We start from the raw sequence: 23,569 nt of genomic DNA on the forward strand, positions 1-23,569 counted from the left end.
AGAGTAGAACGTTGCCAGGCAGTTTTAAATCGGAGAATTAGCTCAGCTGGGAGAGCATCTGCCTTACAAGCAGAGGGTCGGCGGTTCGAACCCGTCATTCTCCACCATTTATTCTTACATATTGCCGGCCTAGCTCAATTGGTAGAGCAACTGACTTGTAATCAGTAGGTTGGGGGTTCAAGTCCTCTGGCCGGCACCATGGAAGAGCCATTAGCTCAGTTGGTAGAGCATCTGACTTTTAATCAGAGGGTCAGAGGTTCGAATCCTCTATGGCTCACCATTTGCGGGTGTGGCGGAATTGGCAGACGCACTAGACTTAGGATCTAGCGCCTTACGGCGTGGGGGTTCGACTCCCTTCACCCGCATATGCAGAAGTAGTTCAGCGGTAGAATACAACCTTGCCAAGGTTGGGGTCGCGGGTTCGAATCCCGTCTTCTGCTCCATTTTTATAGTGCCGGGGTGGCGGAACTGGCAGACGCACAGGACTTAAAATCCTGCGGTGAGTGATCATCGTACCGGTTCGATTCCGGTCCTCGGCACCATTTTCAATAAAAACATATGCGCCCGTAGCTCAATTGGATAGAGCGTTTGACTACGGATCAAGAGGTTATGGGTTCGACTCCTATCGGGCGCGTTAATTATACGGGAAGTAGCTCAGCTTGGTAGAGCACTTGGTTTGGGACCAAGGGGTCGCAGGTTCGAATCCTGTCTTCCCGATATACTGTAATTATTATGGGGGCTTAGCTCAGCTGGGAGAGCGCCTGCTTTGCACGCAGGAGGTCAGCGGTTCGATCCCGCTAGTCTCCACCATATTATTTACAAACTATATAAGGCGGTGTAGCTCAGCTGGCTAGAGCGTACGGTTCATACCCGTGAGGTCGGGGGTTCGATCCCCTCCACCGCCACTATTTATTAGTTGTAAAATTATATTTAGGACCTTTAGCTCAGTTGGTTAGAGCTAACGGCTCATAACCGTTCGGTCGCAGGTTCGAGTCCTGCAAGGTCCATATAATTTTGGAGGAATACCCAAGTCCGGCTGAAGGGATCGGTCTTGAAAACCGACAGGGGCTTAACGGCTCGCGGGGGTTCGAATCCCTCTTCCTCCGTTTTACTAATGGTCTCGTAGTGTAGCGGTTAACACGCCTGCCTGTCACGCAGGAGATCGCGGGTTCGATTCCCGTCGAGACCGCCATTTAATTTTATAATTAATAGCGATTTACCTATAATAATGGAGGAATACCCAAGTCCGGCTGAAGGGATCGGTCTTGAAAACCGACAGGGCCTTAACGGGCCGCGGGGGTTCGAATCCCTCTTCCTCCGCCATTATTTTTTATTATCGCGGGATGGAGCAGTTCGGTAGCTCGTCGGGCTCATAACCCGAAGGTCGGTGGTTCAAATCCGCCTCCCGCAATATTTTATAGGTCTCGTAGTGTAGCGGTTAACACGCCTGCCTGTCACGCAGGAGATCGCGGGTTCGATTCCCGTCGAGACCGCCATCATTACATTTTTATTATGGTTCAGTAGCTCAGTTGGTAGAGCAATGGATTGAAGCTCCATGTGTCGGCAGTTCGACTCTGTCCTGAACCATTTCTTAGCCGGCCTAGCTCAATTGGTAGAGCAACTGACTTGTAATCAGTAGGTTGGGGGTTCAAGTCCTCTGGCCGGCACCATTTATGGAGGGGTAGCGAAGTGGCTAAACGCGGCGGACTGTAAATCCGCTCCTTCGGGTTCGGCAGTTCGAATCTGCCCCCCTCCATTTATTATTTTTAATAGGGGCATAGTTCAACGGTAGAATAGAGGTCTCCAAAACCTTTGGTGTGGGTTCGATTCCTACTGCCCCTGCCATGGCGGCTGTGGTGAAGTGGTTAACACATCGGATTGTGGTTCCGACATTCGAGGGTTCGATCCCCTTCAGCCGCCCTTATTATTAATGGGCTATAGCCAAGCGGTAAGGCAACGGACTTTGACTCCGTCACTCGTTGGTTCGAATCCAGCTAGCCCAGTTATTGGCGGCATAGCCAAGTGGTAAGGCAGAGGTCTGCAAAACCTTTATCACCGGTTCAAATCCGGTTGCCGCCTCCAGGTTTATGCGGGAGTAGTTCAACTTTTAGAACACGTTCCTTCCCGGAACGAGGTATAGGTGCAAATCCTATCTTCCGCTCCATAATTTAATAATAATGCGGGAGTATTTCAACTCTTAGAATACATTCCTTCCTGGAATGAGGTATAGGTGTAAATCCTATCTTCCGCTCCATAATTTAATATTTGCGGGAGTAGTTCAACTTTTAGAACACGTTCCTTCCCGGAACGAGGTATAGGTGTAAATCCTATCTTCCGCTCCATAATTGCTTCCAAAGGGAAGTTTTTTGTTTACCATTAAGCCGGTGTGGCGGAATTGGCAGACGCGCGGGACTCAAAATCCCGTTCCACTTGTGGAGTGTCGGTTCGACCCCGACCACCGGTATATTAACTGTTATTTACATAACATAACGTACTAGAAACCTTGTAAAACAAGGTTTCTTTTTATTTCTCTTTGTACAATACAAATAAAAGTGGCACTCAAATGGCAAACGCTTTAATAGGCTCTATGTCAAATTGTAATGATGCGTTCAATATAGGAAGTTAAGCAACTATAGATTGTTTAACTTCTTTTTTTGGTATTACATTAATGATAATGACTATATTATCTGGGGTTATGTATTTGTTTTAACTTTTCTAATAAAATATTTGTAAAAGTGCTATTTTAATCTGCTTTATATCAAGTCGAATCAATTTATCTATCTTAAAAGTAATATGGCTATTTTATTATTTACAATTTATTACATTATTAGTCACAGGATGTAATTAGTAGTATTTTAAAATTAACATGACATTGTTTACTGAGTAGATTGTTCAAATTTACTTTATTCCTTTTGTGGATTGTTATATTTAGATTAAATTAGCCAACTAATCATTGTTAAAGTTAATTTTCTATAATATGATGAATTTAATGTTCAAATTGGAGGTCGTTTATGAGTAACGCAAAGAATGCTGATAATAAACAGTTTTTCAGTAAGATTTTAAATTCTATTGGTGCTGGTGTTGTTATTGCACTTGTTCCGAATGCTTTATTAGGTGAAGTATTAAAAATATTTAAAAGTGGTAATGAAATTTTAGAATTAACGTATCAGTTAGTGATACTAATTCAATCATTTATGGCATTTATTATTGGGGTTTTAGCTGCTCATCAATTTAAATTTAATGGCGCAGGTGCTGCTATAGTAGGTACATCAGCTATGATTGGTTCAGGTGCTGTTGTATATAGCAATAATAGTTTTATGTTAAAAGGTATAGGTGACATTATAAATACGAGTTTGGTTGTTATTATTGCATGTCTTATATATATGGTATTACAAAACAAACTTGGATCTTTTGAATTAATTATTTTACCAGTTTTAGTACCTATCGTTAGTGGGGGTATCGGTCTAATCACATTACCTTACATTCGAAAAATTACTCAAGCAATTGGAAATGTAATTCATTCTTTTACAGAGTTAAATCCGTTGTTAATGTCTATACTTATTAGTGTGGCATTTTCATTATTAATGGTAACACCAATATCGTTAGTAGCGATTGCAACTGCGATTAGTTTAAACGGGCTAGGAAGTGGAGCAGCAAACTTAGGTATAGTGGCTGCCTGTGTTACTTTCTTATTCGGCTCATTGCGTGTCAATTCTATTGGTGTAAATGCAGTTTTACTCATAGGAGCTGCAAAAATGATGATCCCAGTTTACTTGAAAAATTTAATTATTTCGATACCATTGACTATAAATGGAATAATTACTGGAATCATTGCTTACGTTCTTCAGGTTAAAGGAACACCATTGTCTGCTGGATTTGGATATACAGGATTAGTTGGCCCAATAAATGCATTTAACCGAATGTCAGGTGATCCAACAATGAATATTATTTTATTAGCTCTTGGTTATTTTGTCATACCATTTGTATCGGCGTTTATTGTTCATGAATTGTGTAAAAAATTCATTCCTATATATTCCAATGATATTTATAAATTTGAAGTTCCAAAACAATAATTTATAGCTTGATGACAAGAATAAGTTTTGATATATGATAAATATAGGCGTTACTGTCAATAAGATATTGATAGTAGCGCTTTTTTTGATTGATTTTAAAATGTAAGAATTGTTCGCGTATAATAGGGATTTTTTAAGTTAAGTCTTTTAAAAAGAAGCTTTTCTTTATATTGATAAAAATACATTTATAAAACACTATTGCATCAAAATGTATTAATATGTATAATTATGAATATTAATTAGGGAGGGCTGCATAAATGAAGTGTTTAATTAGGTTTATATTAATATTAGGGTTGTTAATTAGCAGTGCTATGGTGTATATCAATCCCACAGCACATGCTGAACAAGATCAAGCATGGGAGAAGATTAAAGAACGCGGTGAACTTAGAGTGGGTCTTTCTGCAGATTATGCACCAATGGAATTTGAGCATACAGTTAATGGTAAGACTGAGTATGCAGGTGTAGATATTGATTTAGCTAAAAAAATTGCGAAAGATAATAATTTAAAATTAAAAATCGTCAATATGTCATTTGATAGTTTGTTAGGAGCTCTTAAAACTGGAAAAATTGATATTATTATTTCCGGAATGACTTCAACGCCTGAACGTAAGAAGCAAGTTGATTTTTCAGATTCATATATGATGACTAAAAATATCATGCTTGTAAAGAAAGATAAAGTTAATGAATATAAAGATATCAAAGACTTTAATAATAAAAAAGTAGGGGCACAAAAGGGAACTGAACAAGAAAAAATCGCTCAAACCGAAATTGAAAATGCATCTATTACTTCATTAAGCCGTTTACCAGACGTTATATTAGCTCTGAAAAGTGGAAAGGTTGAAGGTGCTGTAGTTGAAAAACCTGTAGCAGAAGCATATTTAAAACAAAATCCTAAATTAGGAATTTCCAATGTGAAATTTAATGAAGAAGAAAAAGATACAGTGATAGCAGTGCCAAAAGATTCACCAAAATTATTGTCACAAATTAATAAAACGATTAAAGAGGTTAAAGATAAAGGATTAATCGATAAATATATGACTAATGCTGCAAATGCGATGAATGATGACAGTGGTTTTATTTCTAAGTATGGTAGTTTTTTCTTGAAAGGAATTAAGATTACAATATTAATTTCACTTATCGGTGTTGCATTAGGTTCTATTTTAGGTGCATTCGTTGCGTTAATGAAATTAAGTAAAATAAAAATTATTTCATGGATTGCCTCTATCTATATCGAAATATTAAGAGGAACACCAATGTTAGTTCAAGTATTTATCGTATTCTTTGGTATAACTGCTGCATTAGGACTAGATATTTCAGCTCTTGTTTGTGGAACAATTGCATTAGTTATTAATTCCTCAGCTTACATTGCTGAAATTATTCGTGCAGGTATAAATGCTGTTGATAAAGGCCAAATGGAAGCCGCACGTAGTCTAGGTTTGAATTATAGACAAACGATGAAAAGTGTAATTATGCCACAAGCAATTAAAAACATTTTACCAGCTTTAGGTAATGAATTTGTCACTTTAATTAAAGAATCATCTATTGTGTCAACAATTGGAGTTGGCGAAATTATGTTTAATGCACAAGTAGTTCAAGGTATTTCATTTGACCCATTCACACCATTACTAGTGGCAGCAGCATTATACTTTGTCTTAACATTTGTACTAACACGCATTATGAACATGATTGAAGGGAGATTGAATGCCAGTGATTAAAATAAACAATCTTAATAAAGTTTTTGGAGATAATGAAGTTTTAAAAGATATCAATCTTGAAATCAATCAAGGGGAAGTAGTAGCAATAATAGGTCCATCTGGTAGTGGTAAAAGTACATTGTTAAGATGTATGAATTTATTAGAAGTACCCACTAAAGGTCAAGTGATTTTTGAAGGCAATGACTTAACGGAAAAAGGGACACAAGTAGATAAACTACGTCAAAAAATGGGTATGGTATTTCAAAACTTCAACCTATTTCCACATAAAAAAGTTGTCGATAATATTATTTTAGCTCCTAAATTATTAAAGAAAGATAATAACGATGAATTGCATAAGGAAGCATTGTCGTTATTAGATAAAGTGGGATTAAAAGAAAAAGCAGATGTATATCCGAATCAATTATCAGGTGGTCAAAAACAAAGGGTAGCAATTGCAAGAGCTTTAGCAATGCATCCAGATGTTATTTTATTCGATGAACCAACTTCAGCATTAGATCCTGAGGTAGTTGGTGATGTATTAAAAGTAATGAAAGACCTAGCCAAAGAAGGTATGACCATGGTGGTTGTGACACATGAAATGGGATTTGCCAAAGATGTAAGTGACAAAGTCATATTTATGGCAGATGGCGTTGTCGTAGAGTCAGGCACACCAGTCGAAATATTTGAACAACCGCAACATGAAAGAACACAAAATTTCTTAGCAAGAGTATTATAATAACCTAACGAAGCTTGAATATATGATACGCACCACAAAGTTATATCATATATTCAAGCTTTTTATTATTAAAATTATGTGAAATGAAACCTCAATATGAATAATGGTTGTGTTAAAATAACATAGTATTATTTTATGGGGGGCATACGATTGGATACAAAGCAGATAAAGCAAGATATCATTGACTATGCATATACAATTGGTATCGACAGTATTGGATTTACTACTGCCGATCCCTTTGATGAATTGAAGCAAAAGCTAGAAGCATATCATGCAAATGGTTATGCCTCAGGATTTGAAGAATCTGATATTGCTTTACGAACGGATCCTAAATTATCCTTACCAACAGCAAGGTCAATCATAGCAATTGCAGTTGGTTATCCTAACAAACTGAAAGGTGCACCTAAGAGTGTTAGAGGTGATCGCAGAGGCTTATTTGCTAGAGCATCGTGGGGTCAAGATTATCATACAATTATGCGTAAACGATTAGACATGTTAGCTGCATTTATTGAATCTAAAGTTCCAGATGTTGAAATCAAATCTATGGTAGATACGGATGTATTATCAGATAGGGCAGTAGCAGAACGAGCAGGTTTAGGATTTGTTGGTCGTAATGGCTTTGTCATCAATCCTAAACTAGGAACATGGACATACCTCGGTGAAATGTTAGTCAGTATACCTTTTGAACCTGATGATCCATTATTAGATAGCTGTGGTGATTGTACAATTTGTGTTGATCGTTGTCCAACAAGTGCATTAGTTGGAAATGGCCAATTAAATAGTCAGAAATGCATTAGTTTTTTAACGCAAACAAAAGGCTATATGCCTGACCAATATCGTTATAAAATTGGGAATAGATTATATGGTTGCGATACGTGTCAACAAGTTTGCCCGAAAAATAGAGGTATTAATACCGAACAAGATGACATCATTTTGGAACCAGAAATTTTAAAGCCAAGATTAGTACCTTTACTACGTATGTCTAATAAAGAATTCAAACAAACATATGGTCACCTTGCAGGTGCTTGGCGTGGTAAAAAACCGATACAACGAAATGCTATTTTAGCATTGGCGCATTTTAATGAAGTGGATGCAATTCCAGAATTGAAAAAAGTTGCAACAACAGATGAAAGACCGATGATTCGAGCAACTGCTTATTGGGCTATTGGTCAAATTCTTGGGGAAGAAGCAAGAGATTTTATCAATGCAAATTACGATAAAGAGGATGCAGAAGTTCAGAATGAAATGATAAAAGGATTGGACACAAGGAGAGAATAGTAATATGACAAATCATATCGTTTTATATCAACCAGAAATCCCAGCTAATACTGGTAACATTGCACGTACGTGTGCAGGTACAAACACACATTTACATTTAATTAAACCTCTTGGATTTAGAACTGATGATAAAATGTTAAAAAGAGCCGGTTTAGATTATTGGGAATTTGTGAATATTACGTATCATGATAGTATTGAAGCATTTTTTGAAGCCACAAATGGCGAGTATTACTTATTAACAAAATTTGGTAAAAAGACTTATAGTGATTTTGATTTTTCAAATCATGACAAAGATTTTTACTTCATTTTTGGAAAAGAAACGACAGGATTACCAGACTGGGTGAAAGAGAAATATCAAGACACAGCGTTAAGAATTCCTATGAGCGAACATATTCGTTCATTAAATTTATCAAATACTGCTGCGTTGTTAATTTATGAAGCGTTACGTCAACAAGATTTTCCAGGATTGAATTAAAATTTACTCATTTTCATTATAAAAATGATGCTTAAGTGCTATATTTAGAGTATAAGCATGTTAAAGTTAAATGGTTTGATATATTGAAAGTTAGGGTATAATAATTATTAATATCGCCGTTTTTATGTAAAATGCAAACTAAGAGGAGTGTAGAAATCATGGCAATGAACTTTAAAGTCTTTGACAATAGTCAACTTGTAGCAGAATATGCTGCTGATATTATTAGAAAGCAATTTAACAATAATCCTACTACAATTGCAGGTTTTCATTTAGATACTGATCAAGCGCCAGTACTAGATGAATTAAAGAAAAATATTGAAAAACATGCTGTTGATTTTAGCCAAATAAATATTTTAGATTATGACGATAAAAAATCATATTTCGAAGCGTTAGGTGTACCAGCAGGTCAAGTTTATCCAATTGCTTATGAAAAAGATGCAATCGAATTAATCGCTGATAAGATTAAAACTAAAGAAAATAAAGGGAAATTAACATTACAAGTTGTTTCTATCGATGAGCAAGGTAAGTTAAATGTTAGTATTCGTCAAGGACTAATGGAAGCAAGAGAAATTTTCTTAGTAGTGACTGGTGCTAATAAACGAGATGTAGTTGAAAAATTATATCAAGAAAATGGTAAAACAAGCTTCGAACCAGCTGATTTAAAAGCACATAGAATGGTAAATGTTATTCTTGATAAAGAAGCGGCTGCAGGTTTACCTGAAGATGTTAAAGCTTACTTTACGTCACGCTTTGCTTAATTAAAAATCTGTGAGGTATTGATTATGTCTAAAGACAAAGATCCAAAATTAAATTATCATGAAGAAGAAAACAGTATGGTAACTGATTTTGAAGATTTAAAAGAATTAGGTAAAGAAATGGAACAAATTTCTGATCAAAATGATCAAGAAAAGAATTCTGAAGAAGACAGTCAGTAAAGTATTATAATTGTGTAATATTCAGCTATTTATGATGTAAACAATGAATATTGTAGAACCTATATCAAATAGGATTGATAATCTTGAATATGAAGTTAGGTAGCATTTTGTTACCTAGCTTTTTTATTATATTCATAGAAGCTGACTTTTCGCCAGCTTCTGAGTTTGAGGCCCCGCCAACTTGCACGTTATTGAAAACTGACTTTCCACCAGCTTGCATGAAATAGTAAGCTGACATACCGAAGCTTCTATGTTGTGGCCCGTAGTCAACTACTGCCAATATAACTTTGTAAAGCATAAAACATTGATTTGTGTACCAGACATAGTAATATATCAAAAATTCAATTTTAAATATTAAAACAACATTTAAACGGAATTGATAATTAAATACCCCAGACATAATTGAAAGAAGTCATCTATCATTAATATTTTTAATGAAATCATTAAACCGCGTTTCTTAATATGTCAAGATTATGATATGCTATTGAAGAATGAAATTAGAGGAGATTTATATATTTATGTTAGGAAAATACTGGATTCAATTATTGATAGCAACAGTTATTATAAGTTTAATATCAATTAAAGCTTTTCCATTGGCAATTGGGGCATTATATTTACCTGTTATTTTCAAAGTAATAAAATTACAACTCAATTTATCAAAAGGATTAATCGATGATGTTAATGCGCAAACATTCATTAAAAGTAATCAATCAGGTATTGTAATAAGTGTAATTTGTTGTTTATTAATAACAGGAATATTGTATTATACACTTGATGGGTTTTATGCGAGTTTAACAGGAGTATTAGGTACGCTTGTTGCTCTAAATCCATATACGACAATTGTTAGTGCTGTATTATATATACTTACAGCTATTGCTACGGTTGAAGCTACTAAAACAAAGTATCGTAATTAAACTTAGTTCAACAATAACTAAATAATGATAGATAACACACTAATCGTATGACCGTATCTCTGTAATAAAGGATGGGCATGTGCGATTAGTGTATTTTTATTTCAAATAATGAAAACGTTTTAATCATAAATTGCTCAATTAAATTATTTAATGATATACTACAGTTAAATAAACAGTGATAAGGGGAGAAATTGAATGTCAGTAAGAATTGAACATGATACTTTTGGAGAAATAGAAGTACCTGCAGATAAATATTGGGGTGCTCAAACAGAAAGAAGTAAACGTAATTTCCCAGTTGGTAAAGAGCGTATGCCAATCGAAGTAGTTTATGGTTTTGCACAACTAAAGCGTGCAGCAGCATTAGCTAATTTTGATTTAGGAAAATTAAGCGAGGCAAAGAAAGATGCCATTGTATACGCATGTGATCAAATTTTATCAGGTGAATTAGATGAACACTTCCCACTAGTTGTATGGCAAACAGGAAGCGGTACACAAAGTAATATGAATGTGAACGAAGTAGTAAGTTATGTTGCTAATATGTATTTAAAAGATCATCAAAGTGATGAAAGTATCCACCCAAATGATGATGTAAATAAATCACAAAGTTCGAATGATACATTTCCAACTGCTATGCACGTTGCATTATATCAAGAGGTTGAAACAAAATTAGAACCTGCATTAAAACTTTTAAGAAATACATTGAAAGAAAAAGAAGATAAATTTGATTCAATTATTAAAATTGGTCGTACACATTTACAAGATGCAACACCGATCAAACTAGGACAAGAGATTAGTGGCTGGCGTTATATGCTTGACCGTTGCGAAACAATGTTATCTGAATCTAAGAAGCACATTTTAAATCTTGCCATCGGTGGTACGGCTGTTGGTACTGGTATTAATGCGCATCCTGAATTTGGTGATAAAGTGGCACATTATATTTCAGAAAATACGGGTTATCCATTTGTATCTTCTGAAAATAAATTCCATGCATTAACAGCACATGATGAAGTAGTACAACTACACGGAACATTGAAGGCGCTAGCAGGAGACTTAATGAAAATTGCTAATGATGTGAGATGGTTGGCTTCAGGACCACGAGCTGGTTTGGCAGAAATTTCTATCCCTGAAAATGAACCAGGTTCATCAATTATGCCTGGTAAAGTTAATCCTACTCAATGTGAAATGTTAACAATGGTTGCAGTCCAAGTAATGGGTAATGATACAGTTGTTGGCTTCGCAAGTTCACAAGGTAACTTTGAATTGAATGTTTATAAACCAGTTATTATGCATAATACACTACAATCAATTTACCTTTTAGCTGACGGTATGGAAACATTTAATAACAATTGTGCAGTGGGCATTGAACCAATCGAAGAGAATATTGATAATTATTTAAATCAATCATTAATGTTAGTTACTGCATTAAATCCACATATTGGTTATGAAAAAGCTGCTCAAATTGCTAAGAAAGCCCATAAAGAAGGTTTAACTTTAAAAGAATCTGCAATTCAAACTGGATATGTTACAGAAGAACAATTTGAAGCATGGATTAAACCAGAAGATATGGTAGATCCTCATTAATTAAATATTAATATAAAATAAAGTTTGGGCATTACAGGTAGATGTAGTGTTCAAGCTTTATTTTTTTGTCTATGTCAAATTGAACTTATAAGTCCGATTTGATATATAGCCATGAAAGAAAAAACTTTTCATGGAGTCCTTTTTATTATAGAACCTATTTTTTTTATGATGAATTGTTGTACATGTATTGGCCAAACAACCTGTGATAAAAATCTTATGATGTCATGTATTGTCCATAGATACACGTAACGCAGTTGAAAATATCCAAGGATGCTATAAAATGAAAAATTACTAAAATATCAAAATATAAAATCCTAAGCATCGTAAAAAACATAAAAAAACCGAACATCTGAAAAAATTAATAATTTTCCATCTATCCGATTTAAGTTGATACTTGATTTAGTTACAATGCAGTATTGCATATTTAAATATCATGCCAAACTAAACAAATTAGTCATCCAAAGAAACGGAAATGACTTCCTTAGTCAAGGGATGCACAAACTCTATTTTGTAACTTTCAAGTTCTAATTGTCTTAACGTTGAATCACCGTATAAAGGATCACCAATAACTGGGTGGCCAATTTCAGCTAAATGCACACGAATTTGATGAGTACGTCCAGTATCCAACTTGATTTCAAGTTGGCACACAGTTTCTTTTATCATTTTTGAAGTTAAAATGTGTGTAATTGCACGCTGTCCAGTAGGAGACACACGTCGTTTATTCGAATGGAATTTATCTTTACCAATTGGCATATCAATCGTTTGTGGTTTTAAAGGTAAAAGTGCCTTAACATTTGCTTTGTATATCCGCGTAATATCATTGTCTTCTAACATGCGATCAAGAATTTTTTTCATTAAAGGGTTTTTAGCAACAATTAATAATCCTACTGTTTCCTGGTCCAGTCGATGAATTGGTTCGACATAGTCACTATCAATAGTGTAAATCACATGATTCATTAAAGTATTGCTTTCTTTTAAATCATTAGGGTGGGTCTTAACACCTTTAGGTTTCATTACGATTGCCATATCATCGTCTTCGTATTTAATTTGTGCATAACGATAACTTGGAACATAATTACTTTTTTCATCGATGGTTGGAACAAATACATCGTCGCCAGTATGCACTTTATTCATTAATCGCGCAGGTTTATCATTAATAGTAATATCTTTAGACATATTTAAATGATGTAAATCTTTTTTAGGTACCTTAAGTTGTTGGAAAATATCTCGTAAACTTAAGTCATTAAAGTTTTCTGGTATTTTAAATTTCATAAAATCCTCCTATAGTCTTTAATATCATATCACAAATCAGTTCTCCGAAATATAACTATTAAGTAATCAAGGCCATTTTATCATGTTCACGTCTAAGATTTAAAAATATAATAACTCAATGTATAATAGTTAATACACGTAAAAATGAATTGGAGCGATTTGATGGAACAAAGGACGCGACTAGCTTTATTAAAAGAGATTGCCGAATTTTTAAACGAAGAAACTGAAATGTATAGCATGACCCAAGGTGCTTTAAAATATTTAATTGAGGGCAGTAATTTCACGACAGGCTGGATATTTTTCATCAATAGCGTAGGTGAACATGAACTTGTATCACATGTGGCTTTACCACAATCTTTGACAGCAGACCACTGTCACTATATTAAAGATGGGTCTTGTTGGTGTGTGAAAGCATTTAATCAACGTAGGCTAATGAAAGCGTCGAATATCGTCAATTGTTCTCGTATTAACTTAGCCTCTAAAGCATTTCCTAGCCAAAATGACAATATTACATATCATGCAACGGTACCACTTAAATCGGGTCAAGAACAATTCGGCATTTTAAATGTAGCGTCACCAAATACTGAAATATATAGTGATGAAGATTTAGAGTTGCTAGAGTCTGTCGCATTTCAATTAGGGTCAGCCATCAAACGTATTTATTTAACAGACCGTGAAAAAGAAGCAGCAAAAATTAATGAACGTAATCGTTTAGCTAGAGATTTACATGATTCAGTAAATCAAATGTTATTTTCTGTAAAACTAACAGCACATGCTGCGTATGGCGTGTCAAACGAATCCATCGCTAAACAAGCATTCAAGACGATTGAGGAAACGAGTCAAAATGCCGTTAATGAAATGCGTGCATTGATTTGGCAACTTAAGCCAGTTGGACTTGAGCAAGGTTTAATTCATGCTTTGACAGCATATAGTAAATTAATGCATATACAATTAAATGTAAATGTAGAAGGTTTAATCGATTTATCTAATGAAATCGAAGAAAACATATACAGAGCATTACAAGAGTGTATTAATAATGTTAAGAAACATGCTGATACGAATAAAATGGATCTTACATTAAAACAAATGAACGATATACTATATATTGACGTGATTGATTATGGTCAAGGATTTGAGATTGATAATGTTCAGATAGCTTCATCACACGGTATAAATAACATAAAACAAAGAGTTAAATTATTAAGAGGTAAAGTGACCTTTCATTCTCAGCCAACAAAGGGTACACAAATACAATTCACAATTCCTATAAAATAGCTTGATTTAAGGAGATAACCCATGAACAAAGTAATATTAGTAGATGACCATTATATTGTGCGACAAGGATTGCGATTTTTATTATCCACGATTGAAAACATAGAAGTTTTACAAGACTTTGCAGATGGAGAAACATTTTTAGAATATTTAAAAGAGCATGAGCACCCTGATATTGTGCTATTAGATTTAGTGATGCCTGGCATGAATGGTATTGAAATTACGGAATATATTAAGGCACATTATCCGGATATTAAAGTTTTGGTATTAACAAGTTATGTTGATGATGAACATGTAATTTCAGCAATCAATAAAGGTGCTGATGGTTATGAAATGAAAGACGTTGAGCCTCAGCAATTAATTGAAACTATTAGACGAGTTATGAACGGTGAAAAAATGATACATCCTAAGGCACAAGATGTATTCGAAACAGTTAGCCAAAAACCACACTACACGAATAAGTTGTCAAAGAGAGAAATTGAAGTGTTACGTGAAATGGTTAAAGGTAAAACAAATAAAGAGATAGCAGAAACTTTATTTGTATCTGAAAAAACAATTAAAACACATGTCAGTCATATATTTAGTAAATTACAAGTTAGCGATCGTACACAAGCAGCAATTTATGCAATGGAAAATAAGTTGATTTAGAATGAGCTTTTAAATATTTGTCGAAAAATAGACAATTTTTAATCTGATTTTGATGATTTTTTTATAGCGATAGGGTTTATTATACAGTTTTCTTTGTAAATTTGATATCATTATAAAAGTGTAAGTTTTATCAAATCTAGTGATTATGCATAAAATTTTACTTCATTTACTTTCACTTCATTATAAAGTAAACTTAACTCTTGTTGACTTGATCAAAATTTAATACAAATGTGAAATTGACTCTTTTCATTTTATTAAAAATATATTAAGATGTAATCTGTGTTTCAAGAAATGTGTATTATTGCAATTTCTTGTGTCCGGATAAAATTCCCCAAACAGAAAGGTAGATAACAGAATGGATAGACAGAGTTTTACAGATTTAATTCAAACAAAATTTAAAATGGTTCGTATAGAGGCTGGTTATACGCAAGATACTATGGCGCAAACAATTGGACTTTCTAAAAAGACTTTAGTACAAATCGAAAAAGAGAGAGTATTACCAAACTGGACAACTTGTATTTCAATTTGTGCATTATTCAGAGACTCTGAAGTATTAAACAGTACATTTGGCTGTGATCCATTAGAAATCGTTCAAACAATTTCAAGAAATCACTGTGCATATCCAAACCATGCACCAACAAGTGATATTTATTGGAATAACATTGAGACTCGTAATGGGTACATTTTACAAAGTAACAAAGTAAGCAATATTTATCGTGTATTAAATCCAGATAACCAACCAATTTTCGGTACTTCTAAAATGAGAGAAGCTGAAACATACTTTAACAGAAATGCTAAAGAAGAATTAGTACATATCTAGGCCTATATACTTTTAATAAATAATAAAAGCGATGTAACACACCTGTTTCGAGAGGTGAGGCATCGCTTTTTGTATGTAAACTAATAATAAATTGAGCAGAAAGTGAAATGATTAATGAATTAAAAAATAAAAATAGTGGTATAATGAATAACTATGTTGTCACAAAGGAGTCAAAATTATGAATGCACTATTTATTATCATATTTATGATTGTAGTAGGGGCGATAATTGGTGGCATTACTAATGTAATTGCAATTAGAATGCTGTTTCACCCCTTTAAACCATACTATATATTTAAATTTAGAGTCCCATTTACACCAGGTTTAATACCGAAAAGACGCGAAGAAATTGCAACTAAAATTGGCCAAGTGATTGAAGAGCATTTGCTTACAGAAACTTTAATTAATGAAAAATTAAAAAGCGAGCAATCACAGCAAGCAATAGAATCTATGATTCAACAGCAGTTACAAAAGGTGACGAAAGATCAATTGTCAATAAAACAAATTACTTCTCAAATCGATATTGATTTAGAACAAGTATTACAAACTAATGGAAATCAATATATTGAATCACAATTGAATAATTATTATACAAAGCATCAAAACCAAACAATAGCATCTTTATTGCCAAATCAACTTGTAACATTTTTAGATCAGCATGTAGATAACGCAACAGACTTATTATGTGATCGTGCAAGAAATTATTTATCATCTGCAAAAGGCACACAAGATATTAATGATATGTTGGATACTTTTTTCAATGAGAAAGGTAAGTTAATTGGTATGTTGCAAATGTTTATGACAAAAGAGAGCATTGCAGATCGAATTCAACAAGAACTTATACGTTTAACATCTCATCCTAAAGCAAGAGCAATTGTGACATCGTTAATTACCAATGAATATCAAACTTTTAAAGATAAACCATTGAATGAACTGTTAGATGCGTCGCAGTTTAATGAAATCGCTGAAAATCTATCAGTGTATGTAACAACATATGCAAGCAAACAAGCGAATAAGCCAGTGGTTACATTAATGCCTCAATTCGTTGATTATTTAGAAGGTCAACTCTCTAGCAAATTAGCAAATTTAATCATTGAACAATTATCGATTCACTTATCTGCAATTATGAAAAAAGTGGATTTACGAGGATTAATTGAAGAACAAATTAATACGTTTGACTTAGATTATATTGAAAAATTAATTATAGAAATTGCTAACAAAGAACTAAAGTTGATTATGTCATTAGGTTTCATTTTAGGTGGTATTATTGGATTTTTCCAAGGTTTGGTTGCAATCTTTGTCTAAAAAAGCGAGATGTGGTAAAGTAATATCGAACGTTTTAATAAACATCACAACAAAGGAGTGCTATAACCATGGCAGTAAATTTATATGATTATGCAAATCAATTAGAACAAGCTTTAAGAGAAAGCGAAGAATACAAAGCAATCAAAGAAGCATTCGCTAATGTAAAAGCTAACGAAGAATCTAAAAAGTTATTCGACGAGTTCCGTGAAACTCAAATTAACTTCCAACAAAAACAAATGCAAGGTGAAGAAATTGCTGAAGAAGATTTACAAAAAGCGCAAGAACAAGCGCAAGCAATTGAAAAAGATGAAAACATCTCTGCATTAATGAATGCTGAACAAAAAATGAGTCAAGTATTCCAAGAAATCAACCAAATTATCGTTAAACCATTAGACGAAATTTACGCTGACTAATATTTTTCAATCCTTTAAATAGAGGAATAGACTGCCGACAGAGTCCGAGACTTTGTGGGTAGTTTTTTTAGTTTTGATAACAGAAGTTAGAGGTTCTCTGTCAAATTGGGCAAATGCGTTCACTACCGGAAGTTAGGCTATCAAACATGTCCTAGCTCTAGCAAAGAACGGACGACGGAAGCTGGGCAATCAAACAATATTGGCTCTATGCCAAAACGGGCAGATGAGCTTGATAACGGAAGTTAGAGGCTCTCTGTCAAATTGGGCAAATGCGTTCAGTATCGGAAGTTAGGCTAGTAAACGTGTCTAGCTTTAGCTCAGAACGGACGACGGAAGCTGGACAATCAAACAATATTGGCTCTATGACAAAACGGGCGGATGAGCTTGATAACAGAAGTTAGAGGTTCTATGTCAAATTGGGGTGATGTTTTCAGTACCGGAAGTTAGGCTAGTAAACGTGTCCTAACTTCCTTTTTGCATTTTGGAGTGTAAAGTTTTCAACATAATACTATTAGTTCGGTCATGTATTGGACTGATGGAAAAGTGTTTCACTTTTAATGACTCATTAAGAACGGCCTGAAAATGTTTGGCGTATTAAGTGCAATGATAGTTTTGACATTTAGCTTCTAATTGGTGATTACTGCCGAGCAAATCTAGTAGAGTAAACATGTAAATCGTTAATGTGTCAGTTGGTTCACTAGTGGTGTTAACAACTACGGAAATTGCATTTCCGACTGAAATTTTTGAAAAAAATCAACGTACGCTACAAATAAAATTTTAAACTGTTATAAATGTGTCTCAATTTCATATGTTCATCGACGATATGAAGCGTATTATGGTAAAATGAAGAAATAATAAACTTGTTAATAAATAAAACATCACGATTTGACTAAAGCACTTTATTATTGTGTAGATAATAATTTTTTAACGAAATAAAAATAAAAATGGCGACTGGTTTTAATAAATCAGCTAATGAATCACTACACCTATAAGTATGAATATAGTGATTAGTATGCTTTGTATAGTTGGATTTTGCAAAATTGATGTTAGAACCTTTAATTAAGGAGATATGGATGTATGGTTAAATTTATTCATTGTTCGGATTTACATTTAGATAGTCCTTTCAAATCTAAGAGTCATATAAGCCCTAAAATTTTTGAGGATGTTCAAAAAAGTGCTTATGAAAGTTTTAAAAACATTGTAGATATTGCATTACAACAAGATGTTGATTTTGTAATTATCGCGGGTGATTTATTTGATAGTGAAAACAGAACATTACGTGCTGAAATTTTCTTAAAACAGCAATTTGAACGTTTACAAAATGAACAAATCTTTGTTTATGTTTGTCATGGTAATCACGACCCATTATCATCAAAGATTTCATCAAACTGGCCAGATAATGTTTCTGTATTTTCAAATAAAGTTGAGACGTATGAAGCAATTACTAAATCTGGTGAAACAATTTATATTCACGGATTTAGTTATGAAAATAGAGCAAGTTATGAGAACAAGATTGATGAATATCCGTCAAGTCAAGGCCAAAAAGGCATATATATTGGTGTCTTGCATGGTACGTACAGTAAATCTTCTGTTAACGAAAGATATACCGAGTTCATTTTAGAAGATTTAAACAGTAAATTGTATCATTATTGGGCTTTAGGTCATATACATGAACGTCAACAATTAAGTGATATGCCTGTAATTAACTATTCAGGTAATATTCAAGGTAGACATTTTAATGAGCAAGGTGAAAAAGGTTGCTTATTAATCGAGGGTGACCACTTAAAATTAAAAACTAAATTTTATCCTACACAGTATATTAGATTTGAAGAAGCAACTATTGAAACGGATAAGACATCTAAGCAAGGTTTATACGAGGTCATTCAAAACTTTAAAGAACAAGTGAGAGAAGAAGGAAAAGCCTTTTATCGTTTAACGCTTGTTATTAATAGTGAGACATTAATTTCACCTCAAGATTTATTACAAGTTGAAGAAATGATTACAGATTATGAAGAAAACGAAAATCAATTTGTATATATTGATGAGTTAAAAATACAATATGCACAAAATGATGAGTCACCTTTAGTTAATGAATTTTCAGCGGAATTATTAGTCGATCAAACTGTTTTTGATAAAGCGATGTCAGACTTATATTTAAATCCAAGGGCATCTAAGTTCCTAGACGATTATGGAACATTCGACCATACAGCATTAGTTAATCGTGCTGAAGAAATATTAAAAGCTGAAATGAGAGGTGAACAAAATGATAATTAAATCACTTGAAATTTATGGTTACGGTCAATTTGTTCAACGTAAAATTGAATTTAATAAAAACTTCACTGAAATTTTTGGTGAAAATGAAGCGGGTAAATCGACGATTCAAGCATTCATCCATTCGATATTATTTGGTTTTCCAACTAAAAAGTCTAAAGAGCCAAGACTAGAACCACGTCTAGGTAACCAATACGGTGGTAAATTAGTACTTATTCTTGATGATGGCTTAGAGATTGAAGTTGAACGAATTAAAGGCAGTGCTCAAGGTGATGTGAAAGTATATTTACCTAATGGTGCTGTGCGTGATGATGCTTGGTTACAAAAGAAACTTAATTATATTTCTAAAAAGACATATCAAGGTATCTTTTCATTTGATGTACTAGGGCTTCAAGACATTCATAGAAACCTAAATGAAAAACAATTGCAAGATTATTTATTACAAGCAGGGGCTTTAGGATCAACTGAATTCACGTCAATGCGCGAAGTGATTAATCGTAAAAAAGATGAATTATATAAAAAATCAGGTAAAAATCCAATCATTAATCAACAAATTGAGCAATTAAAACAACTAGAAAGTCAAATTCGTGAAGAAGAAGCTAAACTAGAAACATATCATCGCTTAGTAGATGATCGAGATAAATCATCACGTCGATTAGAGAATTTAAAGCATAATTTAAATCAATTATCAAAAATGCATGAAGAAAAACAAAAAGAGGTTGCTTTACATGATCATTCACAAGAATGGAAGTCTCTAGAACAACAGTTAAATATTGAGCCAATCACATTCCCAGAAAAAGGTGTGGATCGTTACGAAAAAGCACGAGCGCATAAGCAATCGTTAGAAAGAGATATTGGTTTAAGAAATGAGCGTTTAGCTCAACTTAAAGAAGAAGCGACTCAATTAGAGCCAGTTAAACAATCTGATATTGACGCCTTCATTAGTTTGAATCAACAAGAAAATGAAATTAAAAATAAAGAATTTGAACTTACTGCAATCGAAAAGGATATTGCGAATAAACAACGTGATAAAGATGAATTGCAAGCAAATATTGGTTGGTCTGAAACGCATCATGACGTAGATAGTTCTGAGGCAATGAAAAGTTATGTCAGTGAGCAAATCAAGAATAAACAAGAACAAGCGGCATACATTAAGCAATTAGAACGTAGTTTAGAAGAAAATAAAATCGAAGATAATGCGGTTCATAGCGAACTAGATTCTGTTGAAGAAAAAATAGTTCCTGAAGAGACTTTTGAAAAGAAAAAAGAATACTCACAACAAGTCATTGAATTAAACGAAAAAGAGAACTTGTATAGCAAATTGAAAGAACGTTTCGAAATTGAGCAACAAGAAAAACAAAAACGTCAAAAATTGTTACGAACAACGTTTATTCTTTTAACATTAGTAGGTATTGGTTTAACTGCCTTCTCATTTATTTCAAACAACATGTTGTTTGGTATTATTTTCGCAGTATTAACTTTAGTATTTGTTATCGGTATCATCATGTCTAAATCAAAAGAAGTAGATTATAGCGAGGCCATCACAGATGAAATCGAAGAAATTAAAGAACAACTAGCCATTTTAGATGAAAACTATGACTTAGATTTTGATCTTGATGAGCAATATCGCATTCGTGATCACTGGCAACAAGCTTTGAAAAATAAAGATATTTTAGAAGAGAAACGTCAGTATATTGAAGGTCGTTTAAATGATGCGAAAGGGCGTCATGATGAATTGCAATCGACAGTTGAAAACGTTAAGGATGAATTATACTTATCATCTAAAATTTCAAATGATTTAATTGTTGATAGTATTTCTACAATGGCGAATATTAAAGCATTAGATCAACATATCAGTGATTTAAATCAACAACGCCAGCAATTGGTTCAAGAATTAGATACATTCTACAATCATGCTGAAGCTGTTACAAAATCACAATTTGTTTATTTCAACAAATTATCTTTATTCCACGATGTGCAACAATGGTTGAAATCAGCTGAAGACACGAATGAAAAATGGCGTATTAATGCTGAAAATACCAAACTTGTTACAAATGAATTAAATCATTTAAATGCTCAATTAGAAGAAAATAATAAAGAAATTACAGCACTATTCGATTTTATCAATGTTGGTACTGAAGAAGATTTTTATCAACATCATGAAGATTACCAAACTTATACTAGTAATTTGAGTCGTTTTAATGATTTAACTAAATATCTTGAGAACCAAAACTATTCTTATGAATTAAGTTCTAGTTTAAGTGAAAAAACAACAGCACAACTTGAAGAAGAAGATCATTTATTGGCTACTCAAGTTGACGAATATAATGAGCAATATCTTGAAATGCAAGCACAAGTCAGTGATTTAAGTGCACAAATCAATCACATGGAAACTGATACAACACTTGCTAATTTAAGACATGAATATCACAGTCTTAAAAATCAACTTAATGATATTGCAAAAGATTGGGCAAGTTTAAGTTATTTACAAAGTTTAGTTGATGAACACATTAAACAAATTAAAGATAAACGTTTGCCTCAAGTTATTAATGAAGCGGTAGAAATATTGAAGCATTTAACAGATGGCAGATATACGATGATTAACTATAATGAAGATTCAATTACGGTTAAACATGTTAATGGTCAATTATATGATCCTGTTGAACTAAGTCAATCTACAAAAGAATTACTTTATGTAGCTTTACGTATCAGTTTAATTAAGGTACTACGACCATATTATCCGTTCCCATTAATTGTTGATGATGCATTTGTTCATTTTGATAAAAAACGTACTGAAAAAATGTTGAATTATTTACGATCATTATCAGAACACTATCAAGTACTATACTTTACATGTGTAAAAGATAATATTGTTCCATCAAAAGAAGTGATTACATTAAACAAAATAGAGGAAGGCGGGAAACGATGAGAAATATAGAGAATCTAAATCCCGGAGATTCAGTTGATCACTTTTTCTTAGTGCATAAAGCTACACAGGGTGTAACAGCACAAGGTAAAGATTATATGACATTACATTTGCAAGATAAAAGTGGTGAAATTGAAGCGAAATTTTGGACGGCTACAAAAAATGATATGGCAACAATCAAGCCTGAAGAAATTGTACATGTTAAAGGTGACATCATAAACTATCGCGGAAATAAACAGATGAAAGTCAACCAAATTAGACTAGCGACAACTGAAGATCAATTAAAAACAGAACAATTTGTAGATGGTGCACCTTTATCACCGGCAGAAATACAAGAAGAGATTTCTCATTATTTGCTAGATATTGAAAATGCTAATTTACAACGTATCACACGTCATTTATTGAAAAAATATCAAGAACGATTTTACACATATCCAGCTGCTAGTTCTCATCATCATAACTTTGCGAGTGGCTTAAGCTATCATGTATTAACGATGTTACGTATTGCAAAATCAATTTGTGACATTTATCCATTGTTAAACAAAAGTTTGTTATATAGTGGTATTATTTTGCATGATATTGGTAAAGTTAGAGAATTAAGTGGTCCTGTTGCGACGTCGTATACAGTCGAAGGTAACTTATTAGGACACATCTCGATTGCGAGTGATGAAGTAGTTGAAGCAGCTCGTGAATTGAACATTGAAGGAGAAGAAATCATGTTGTTAAGACATATGATTTTATCTCATCATGGTAAGTTAGAGTATGGTTCGCCAAAACTGCCATACTTAAAAGAAGCAGAAATTTTATGCTATATTGATAATATCGATGCTAGAATGAATATGTTTGAAAAGGCTTATAAAAAAACTGACAAGGGTCAGTTTACAGATAAAATATTTGGTCTTGAAAATCGTAGATTCTACAATCCTGAATCACTCGATTAAGAATTAAAAGATATCGG

The 23,569-nt window shown here is 33.4% G+C and carries 20 protein-coding genes and 26 tRNA genes; 44 read left to right on the forward strand and 2 right to left on the reverse strand.

From position 1 onward, the window contains the following. Positions 1-31 precede the first annotated feature (31 nt). The 33 genes from JV528_RS04340 to JV528_RS04500 all read left to right on the forward strand — a co-directional run bounded on the left by JV528_RS04340 (position 32) and on the right by JV528_RS04500 (position 9,191). Positions 32-107, forward strand: a tRNA-Val gene (locus JV528_RS04340). A gap of 16 nt (positions 108-123) precedes the next feature. Beyond that, positions 124-199 (forward strand) — tRNA-Thr (locus JV528_RS04345). 5 nt (positions 200-204) lie between these two features. Continuing rightward, positions 205-280, forward strand: a tRNA-Lys gene (locus JV528_RS04350). 3 nt (positions 281-283) lie between these two features. Further along, positions 284-365 (forward strand) — tRNA-Leu (locus JV528_RS04355). Positions 366-368: 3 nt separating this feature from the next. Continuing rightward, positions 369-443 (forward strand) — tRNA-Gly (locus JV528_RS04360). A 10-nt stretch (positions 444-453) separates the two neighbouring features. Beyond that, positions 454-542: transfer RNA gene (locus tag JV528_RS04365), tRNA-Leu, on the forward strand. 18 nt (positions 543-560) lie between these two features. Beyond that, positions 561-634, forward strand: a tRNA-Arg gene (locus JV528_RS04370). Between the two features lie 9 nt (positions 635-643). After that, positions 644-717: transfer RNA gene (locus tag JV528_RS04375), tRNA-Pro, on the forward strand. A gap of 17 nt (positions 718-734) precedes the next feature. After that, positions 735-810, forward strand: a tRNA-Ala gene (locus JV528_RS04380). Between the two features lie 21 nt (positions 811-831). Then, positions 832-905, forward strand: a tRNA-Met gene (locus JV528_RS04385). A 28-nt stretch (positions 906-933) separates the two neighbouring features. Further along, positions 934-1,007: transfer RNA gene (locus JV528_RS04390), tRNA-Ile, on the forward strand. Positions 1,008-1,016: 9 nt separating this feature from the next. Further along, positions 1,017-1,106: transfer RNA gene (locus tag JV528_RS04395), tRNA-Ser, on the forward strand. A gap of 10 nt (positions 1,107-1,116) precedes the next feature. Continuing rightward, a tRNA-Asp gene (locus JV528_RS04400) sits at positions 1,117-1,192 on the forward strand. A 38-nt stretch (positions 1,193-1,230) separates the two neighbouring features. Then, positions 1,231-1,323, forward strand: a tRNA-Ser gene (locus JV528_RS04405). 14 nt (positions 1,324-1,337) lie between these two features. Beyond that, positions 1,338-1,411: transfer RNA gene (locus JV528_RS04410), tRNA-Met, on the forward strand. 9 nt (positions 1,412-1,420) lie between these two features. Continuing rightward, positions 1,421-1,496, forward strand: a tRNA-Asp gene (locus JV528_RS04415). A gap of 18 nt (positions 1,497-1,514) precedes the next feature. Beyond that, positions 1,515-1,587, forward strand: a tRNA-Phe gene (locus tag JV528_RS04420). Between the two features lie 7 nt (positions 1,588-1,594). Beyond that, a tRNA-Thr gene (locus JV528_RS04425) sits at positions 1,595-1,670 on the forward strand. Positions 1,671-1,675: 5 nt separating this feature from the next. Beyond that, positions 1,676-1,756, forward strand: a tRNA-Tyr gene (locus JV528_RS04430). A gap of 15 nt (positions 1,757-1,771) precedes the next feature. Beyond that, positions 1,772-1,845, forward strand: a tRNA-Trp gene (locus tag JV528_RS04435). Positions 1,846-1,847: 2 nt separating this feature from the next. Continuing rightward, a tRNA-His gene (locus JV528_RS04440) sits at positions 1,848-1,920 on the forward strand. An 11-nt stretch (positions 1,921-1,931) separates the two neighbouring features. Beyond that, a tRNA-Gln gene (locus tag JV528_RS04445) sits at positions 1,932-2,003 on the forward strand. A gap of 5 nt (positions 2,004-2,008) precedes the next feature. Beyond that, positions 2,009-2,082: transfer RNA gene (locus JV528_RS04450), tRNA-Cys, on the forward strand. Positions 2,083-2,089: 7 nt separating this feature from the next. Next, positions 2,090-2,164 (forward strand) — tRNA-Gly (locus JV528_RS04455). A gap of 103 nt (positions 2,165-2,267) precedes the next feature. After that, a tRNA-Gly gene (locus tag JV528_RS04460) sits at positions 2,268-2,342 on the forward strand. Between the two features lie 38 nt (positions 2,343-2,380). Then, positions 2,381-2,464, forward strand: a tRNA-Leu gene (locus tag JV528_RS04465). Positions 2,465-3,011: 547 nt separating this feature from the next. Further along, entirely contained in the window at positions 3,012-4,073 is a 1,062-nt protein-coding gene (locus tag JV528_RS04470) for a PTS sugar transporter subunit IIC (RefSeq protein ID WP_000063555.1), read from the forward strand. 257 nt (positions 4,074-4,330) lie between these two features. Continuing rightward, the gene (locus JV528_RS04475; RefSeq protein ID WP_000649892.1) at positions 4,331-5,788 is read left to right on the forward strand and encodes an ABC transporter substrate-binding protein/permease; all 1,458 of its coding nucleotides are present in this window, start codon (positions 4,331-4,333) and stop codon (positions 5,786-5,788) included. Next, positions 5,781-6,503, forward strand: coding sequence for an amino acid ABC transporter ATP-binding protein (locus JV528_RS04480; RefSeq protein WP_000590809.1), 723 nt, complete (start codon positions 5,781-5,783; stop codon positions 6,501-6,503). Before JV528_RS04475 ends, JV528_RS04480 begins: the two co-directional genes overlap by 8 nt. A gap of 150 nt (positions 6,504-6,653) precedes the next feature. Then, positions 6,654-7,781 (forward strand): tRNA epoxyqueuosine(34) reductase QueG, encoded by a 1,128-nt coding sequence (gene queG, locus JV528_RS04485; RefSeq protein WP_204254809.1) that lies wholly within the window; start codon positions 6,654-6,656, stop codon positions 7,779-7,781. Positions 7,782-7,785: 4 nt separating this feature from the next. Beyond that, a complete protein-coding gene (trmL, locus tag JV528_RS04490; RefSeq protein WP_000181394.1) occupies positions 7,786-8,256 on the forward strand; it encodes a tRNA (uridine(34)/cytosine(34)/5-carboxymethylaminomethyluridine(34)-2'-O)-methyltransferase TrmL in 471 nt (156 codons plus the stop codon). 158 nt (positions 8,257-8,414) lie between these two features. Next, positions 8,415-9,014 (forward strand): 6-phosphogluconolactonase, encoded by a 600-nt coding sequence (locus tag JV528_RS04495; protein WP_001251219.1) that lies wholly within the window; start codon positions 8,415-8,417, stop codon positions 9,012-9,014. 24 nt (positions 9,015-9,038) lie between these two features. Next, positions 9,039-9,191: an SAS053 family DNA gyrase inhibitor gene (locus tag JV528_RS04500; protein ID WP_000031108.1), complete on the forward strand. Its 153-nt coding sequence runs from the start codon at positions 9,039-9,041 to the stop codon at positions 9,189-9,191. Between the two features lie 64 nt (positions 9,192-9,255). On the opposite strand, the gene JV528_RS04505 is transcribed toward JV528_RS04500, so the two are convergent. Next, complete coding sequence (locus JV528_RS04505) at positions 9,256-9,489, reverse strand: hypothetical protein (RefSeq protein WP_204254810.1); 234 nt, start codon at positions 9,487-9,489, stop codon at positions 9,256-9,258. 220 nt (positions 9,490-9,709) lie between these two features. Here JV528_RS04505 and JV528_RS04510 point away from each other — a divergent pair, with 220 nt between their 5' ends. Then, a complete protein-coding gene (locus tag JV528_RS04510) occupies positions 9,710-10,105 on the forward strand; it encodes a hypothetical protein (RefSeq protein ID WP_000901023.1) in 396 nt (131 codons plus the stop codon). Between the two features lie 195 nt (positions 10,106-10,300). Beyond that, positions 10,301-11,686: a class II fumarate hydratase gene (fumC, locus tag JV528_RS04515; protein WP_000116236.1), complete on the forward strand. Its 1,386-nt coding sequence runs from the start codon at positions 10,301-10,303 to the stop codon at positions 11,684-11,686. Between the two features lie 450 nt (positions 11,687-12,136). Here the strand turns inward: fumC and JV528_RS04520 are convergent, their stop codons facing one another. Further along, complete coding sequence (locus JV528_RS04520; RefSeq protein WP_000669385.1) at positions 12,137-12,958, reverse strand: RluA family pseudouridine synthase; 822 nt, start codon at positions 12,956-12,958, stop codon at positions 12,137-12,139. A gap of 162 nt (positions 12,959-13,120) precedes the next feature. Between JV528_RS04520 and JV528_RS04525 the strand changes: the two genes are divergently transcribed. From JV528_RS04525 to yhaM, 9 genes are all read left to right on the forward strand, one after another. Next, positions 13,121-14,233: a GAF domain-containing sensor histidine kinase gene (locus JV528_RS04525; RefSeq protein ID WP_204177364.1), complete on the forward strand. Its 1,113-nt coding sequence runs from the start codon at positions 13,121-13,123 to the stop codon at positions 14,231-14,233. 21 nt (positions 14,234-14,254) lie between these two features. Beyond that, entirely contained in the window at positions 14,255-14,878 is a 624-nt protein-coding gene (locus tag JV528_RS04530; RefSeq protein WP_001045133.1) for a response regulator, read from the forward strand. Positions 14,879-15,233: 355 nt separating this feature from the next. Then, positions 15,234-15,698: an XRE family transcriptional regulator XdrA gene (gene xdrA, locus JV528_RS04535; RefSeq protein ID WP_000375864.1), complete on the forward strand. Its 465-nt coding sequence runs from the start codon at positions 15,234-15,236 to the stop codon at positions 15,696-15,698. Between the two features lie 178 nt (positions 15,699-15,876). After that, positions 15,877-17,001, forward strand: coding sequence for a DUF445 domain-containing protein (locus JV528_RS04540; protein ID WP_000992533.1), 1,125 nt, complete (start codon positions 15,877-15,879; stop codon positions 16,999-17,001). A 68-nt stretch (positions 17,002-17,069) separates the two neighbouring features. Then, positions 17,070-17,414: a YlbF/YmcA family competence regulator gene (locus JV528_RS04545; RefSeq protein ID WP_000290301.1), complete on the forward strand. Its 345-nt coding sequence runs from the start codon at positions 17,070-17,072 to the stop codon at positions 17,412-17,414. Between the two features lie 682 nt (positions 17,415-18,096). Further along, positions 18,097-18,195 carry a hypothetical protein gene (locus tag JV528_RS04550; RefSeq protein WP_014532656.1) on the forward strand — a complete coding sequence of 33 codons (99 nt, stop codon included), beginning with the start codon at positions 18,097-18,099 and terminating at the stop codon, positions 18,193-18,195. A 296-nt stretch (positions 18,196-18,491) separates the two neighbouring features. Then, positions 18,492-19,688 (forward strand): metallophosphoesterase family protein, encoded by a 1,197-nt coding sequence (locus JV528_RS04555; RefSeq protein ID WP_204177367.1) that lies wholly within the window; start codon positions 18,492-18,494, stop codon positions 19,686-19,688. After that, entirely contained in the window at positions 19,678-22,614 is a 2,937-nt protein-coding gene (locus JV528_RS04560) for an ATP-binding protein (RefSeq protein ID WP_000584637.1), read from the forward strand. Before JV528_RS04555 ends, JV528_RS04560 begins: the two co-directional genes overlap by 11 nt. Next, on the forward strand, positions 22,611-23,552 hold the full coding sequence (gene yhaM / locus JV528_RS04565) for a 3'-5' exoribonuclease YhaM (protein WP_001244175.1): 942 nt from the start codon (positions 22,611-22,613) through the stop codon (positions 23,550-23,552). The genes JV528_RS04560 and yhaM overlap by 4 nt, the downstream gene beginning before the upstream one ends. The last annotated feature ends 17 nt before the right edge of the window (positions 23,553-23,569 follow it).

Source organism: Staphylococcus sp. GDB20D11A, from assembly GCF_016893255.1.
Taxonomy (GTDB): Bacteria; Bacillota; Bacilli; order Staphylococcales; family Staphylococcaceae; genus Staphylococcus; species Staphylococcus aureus.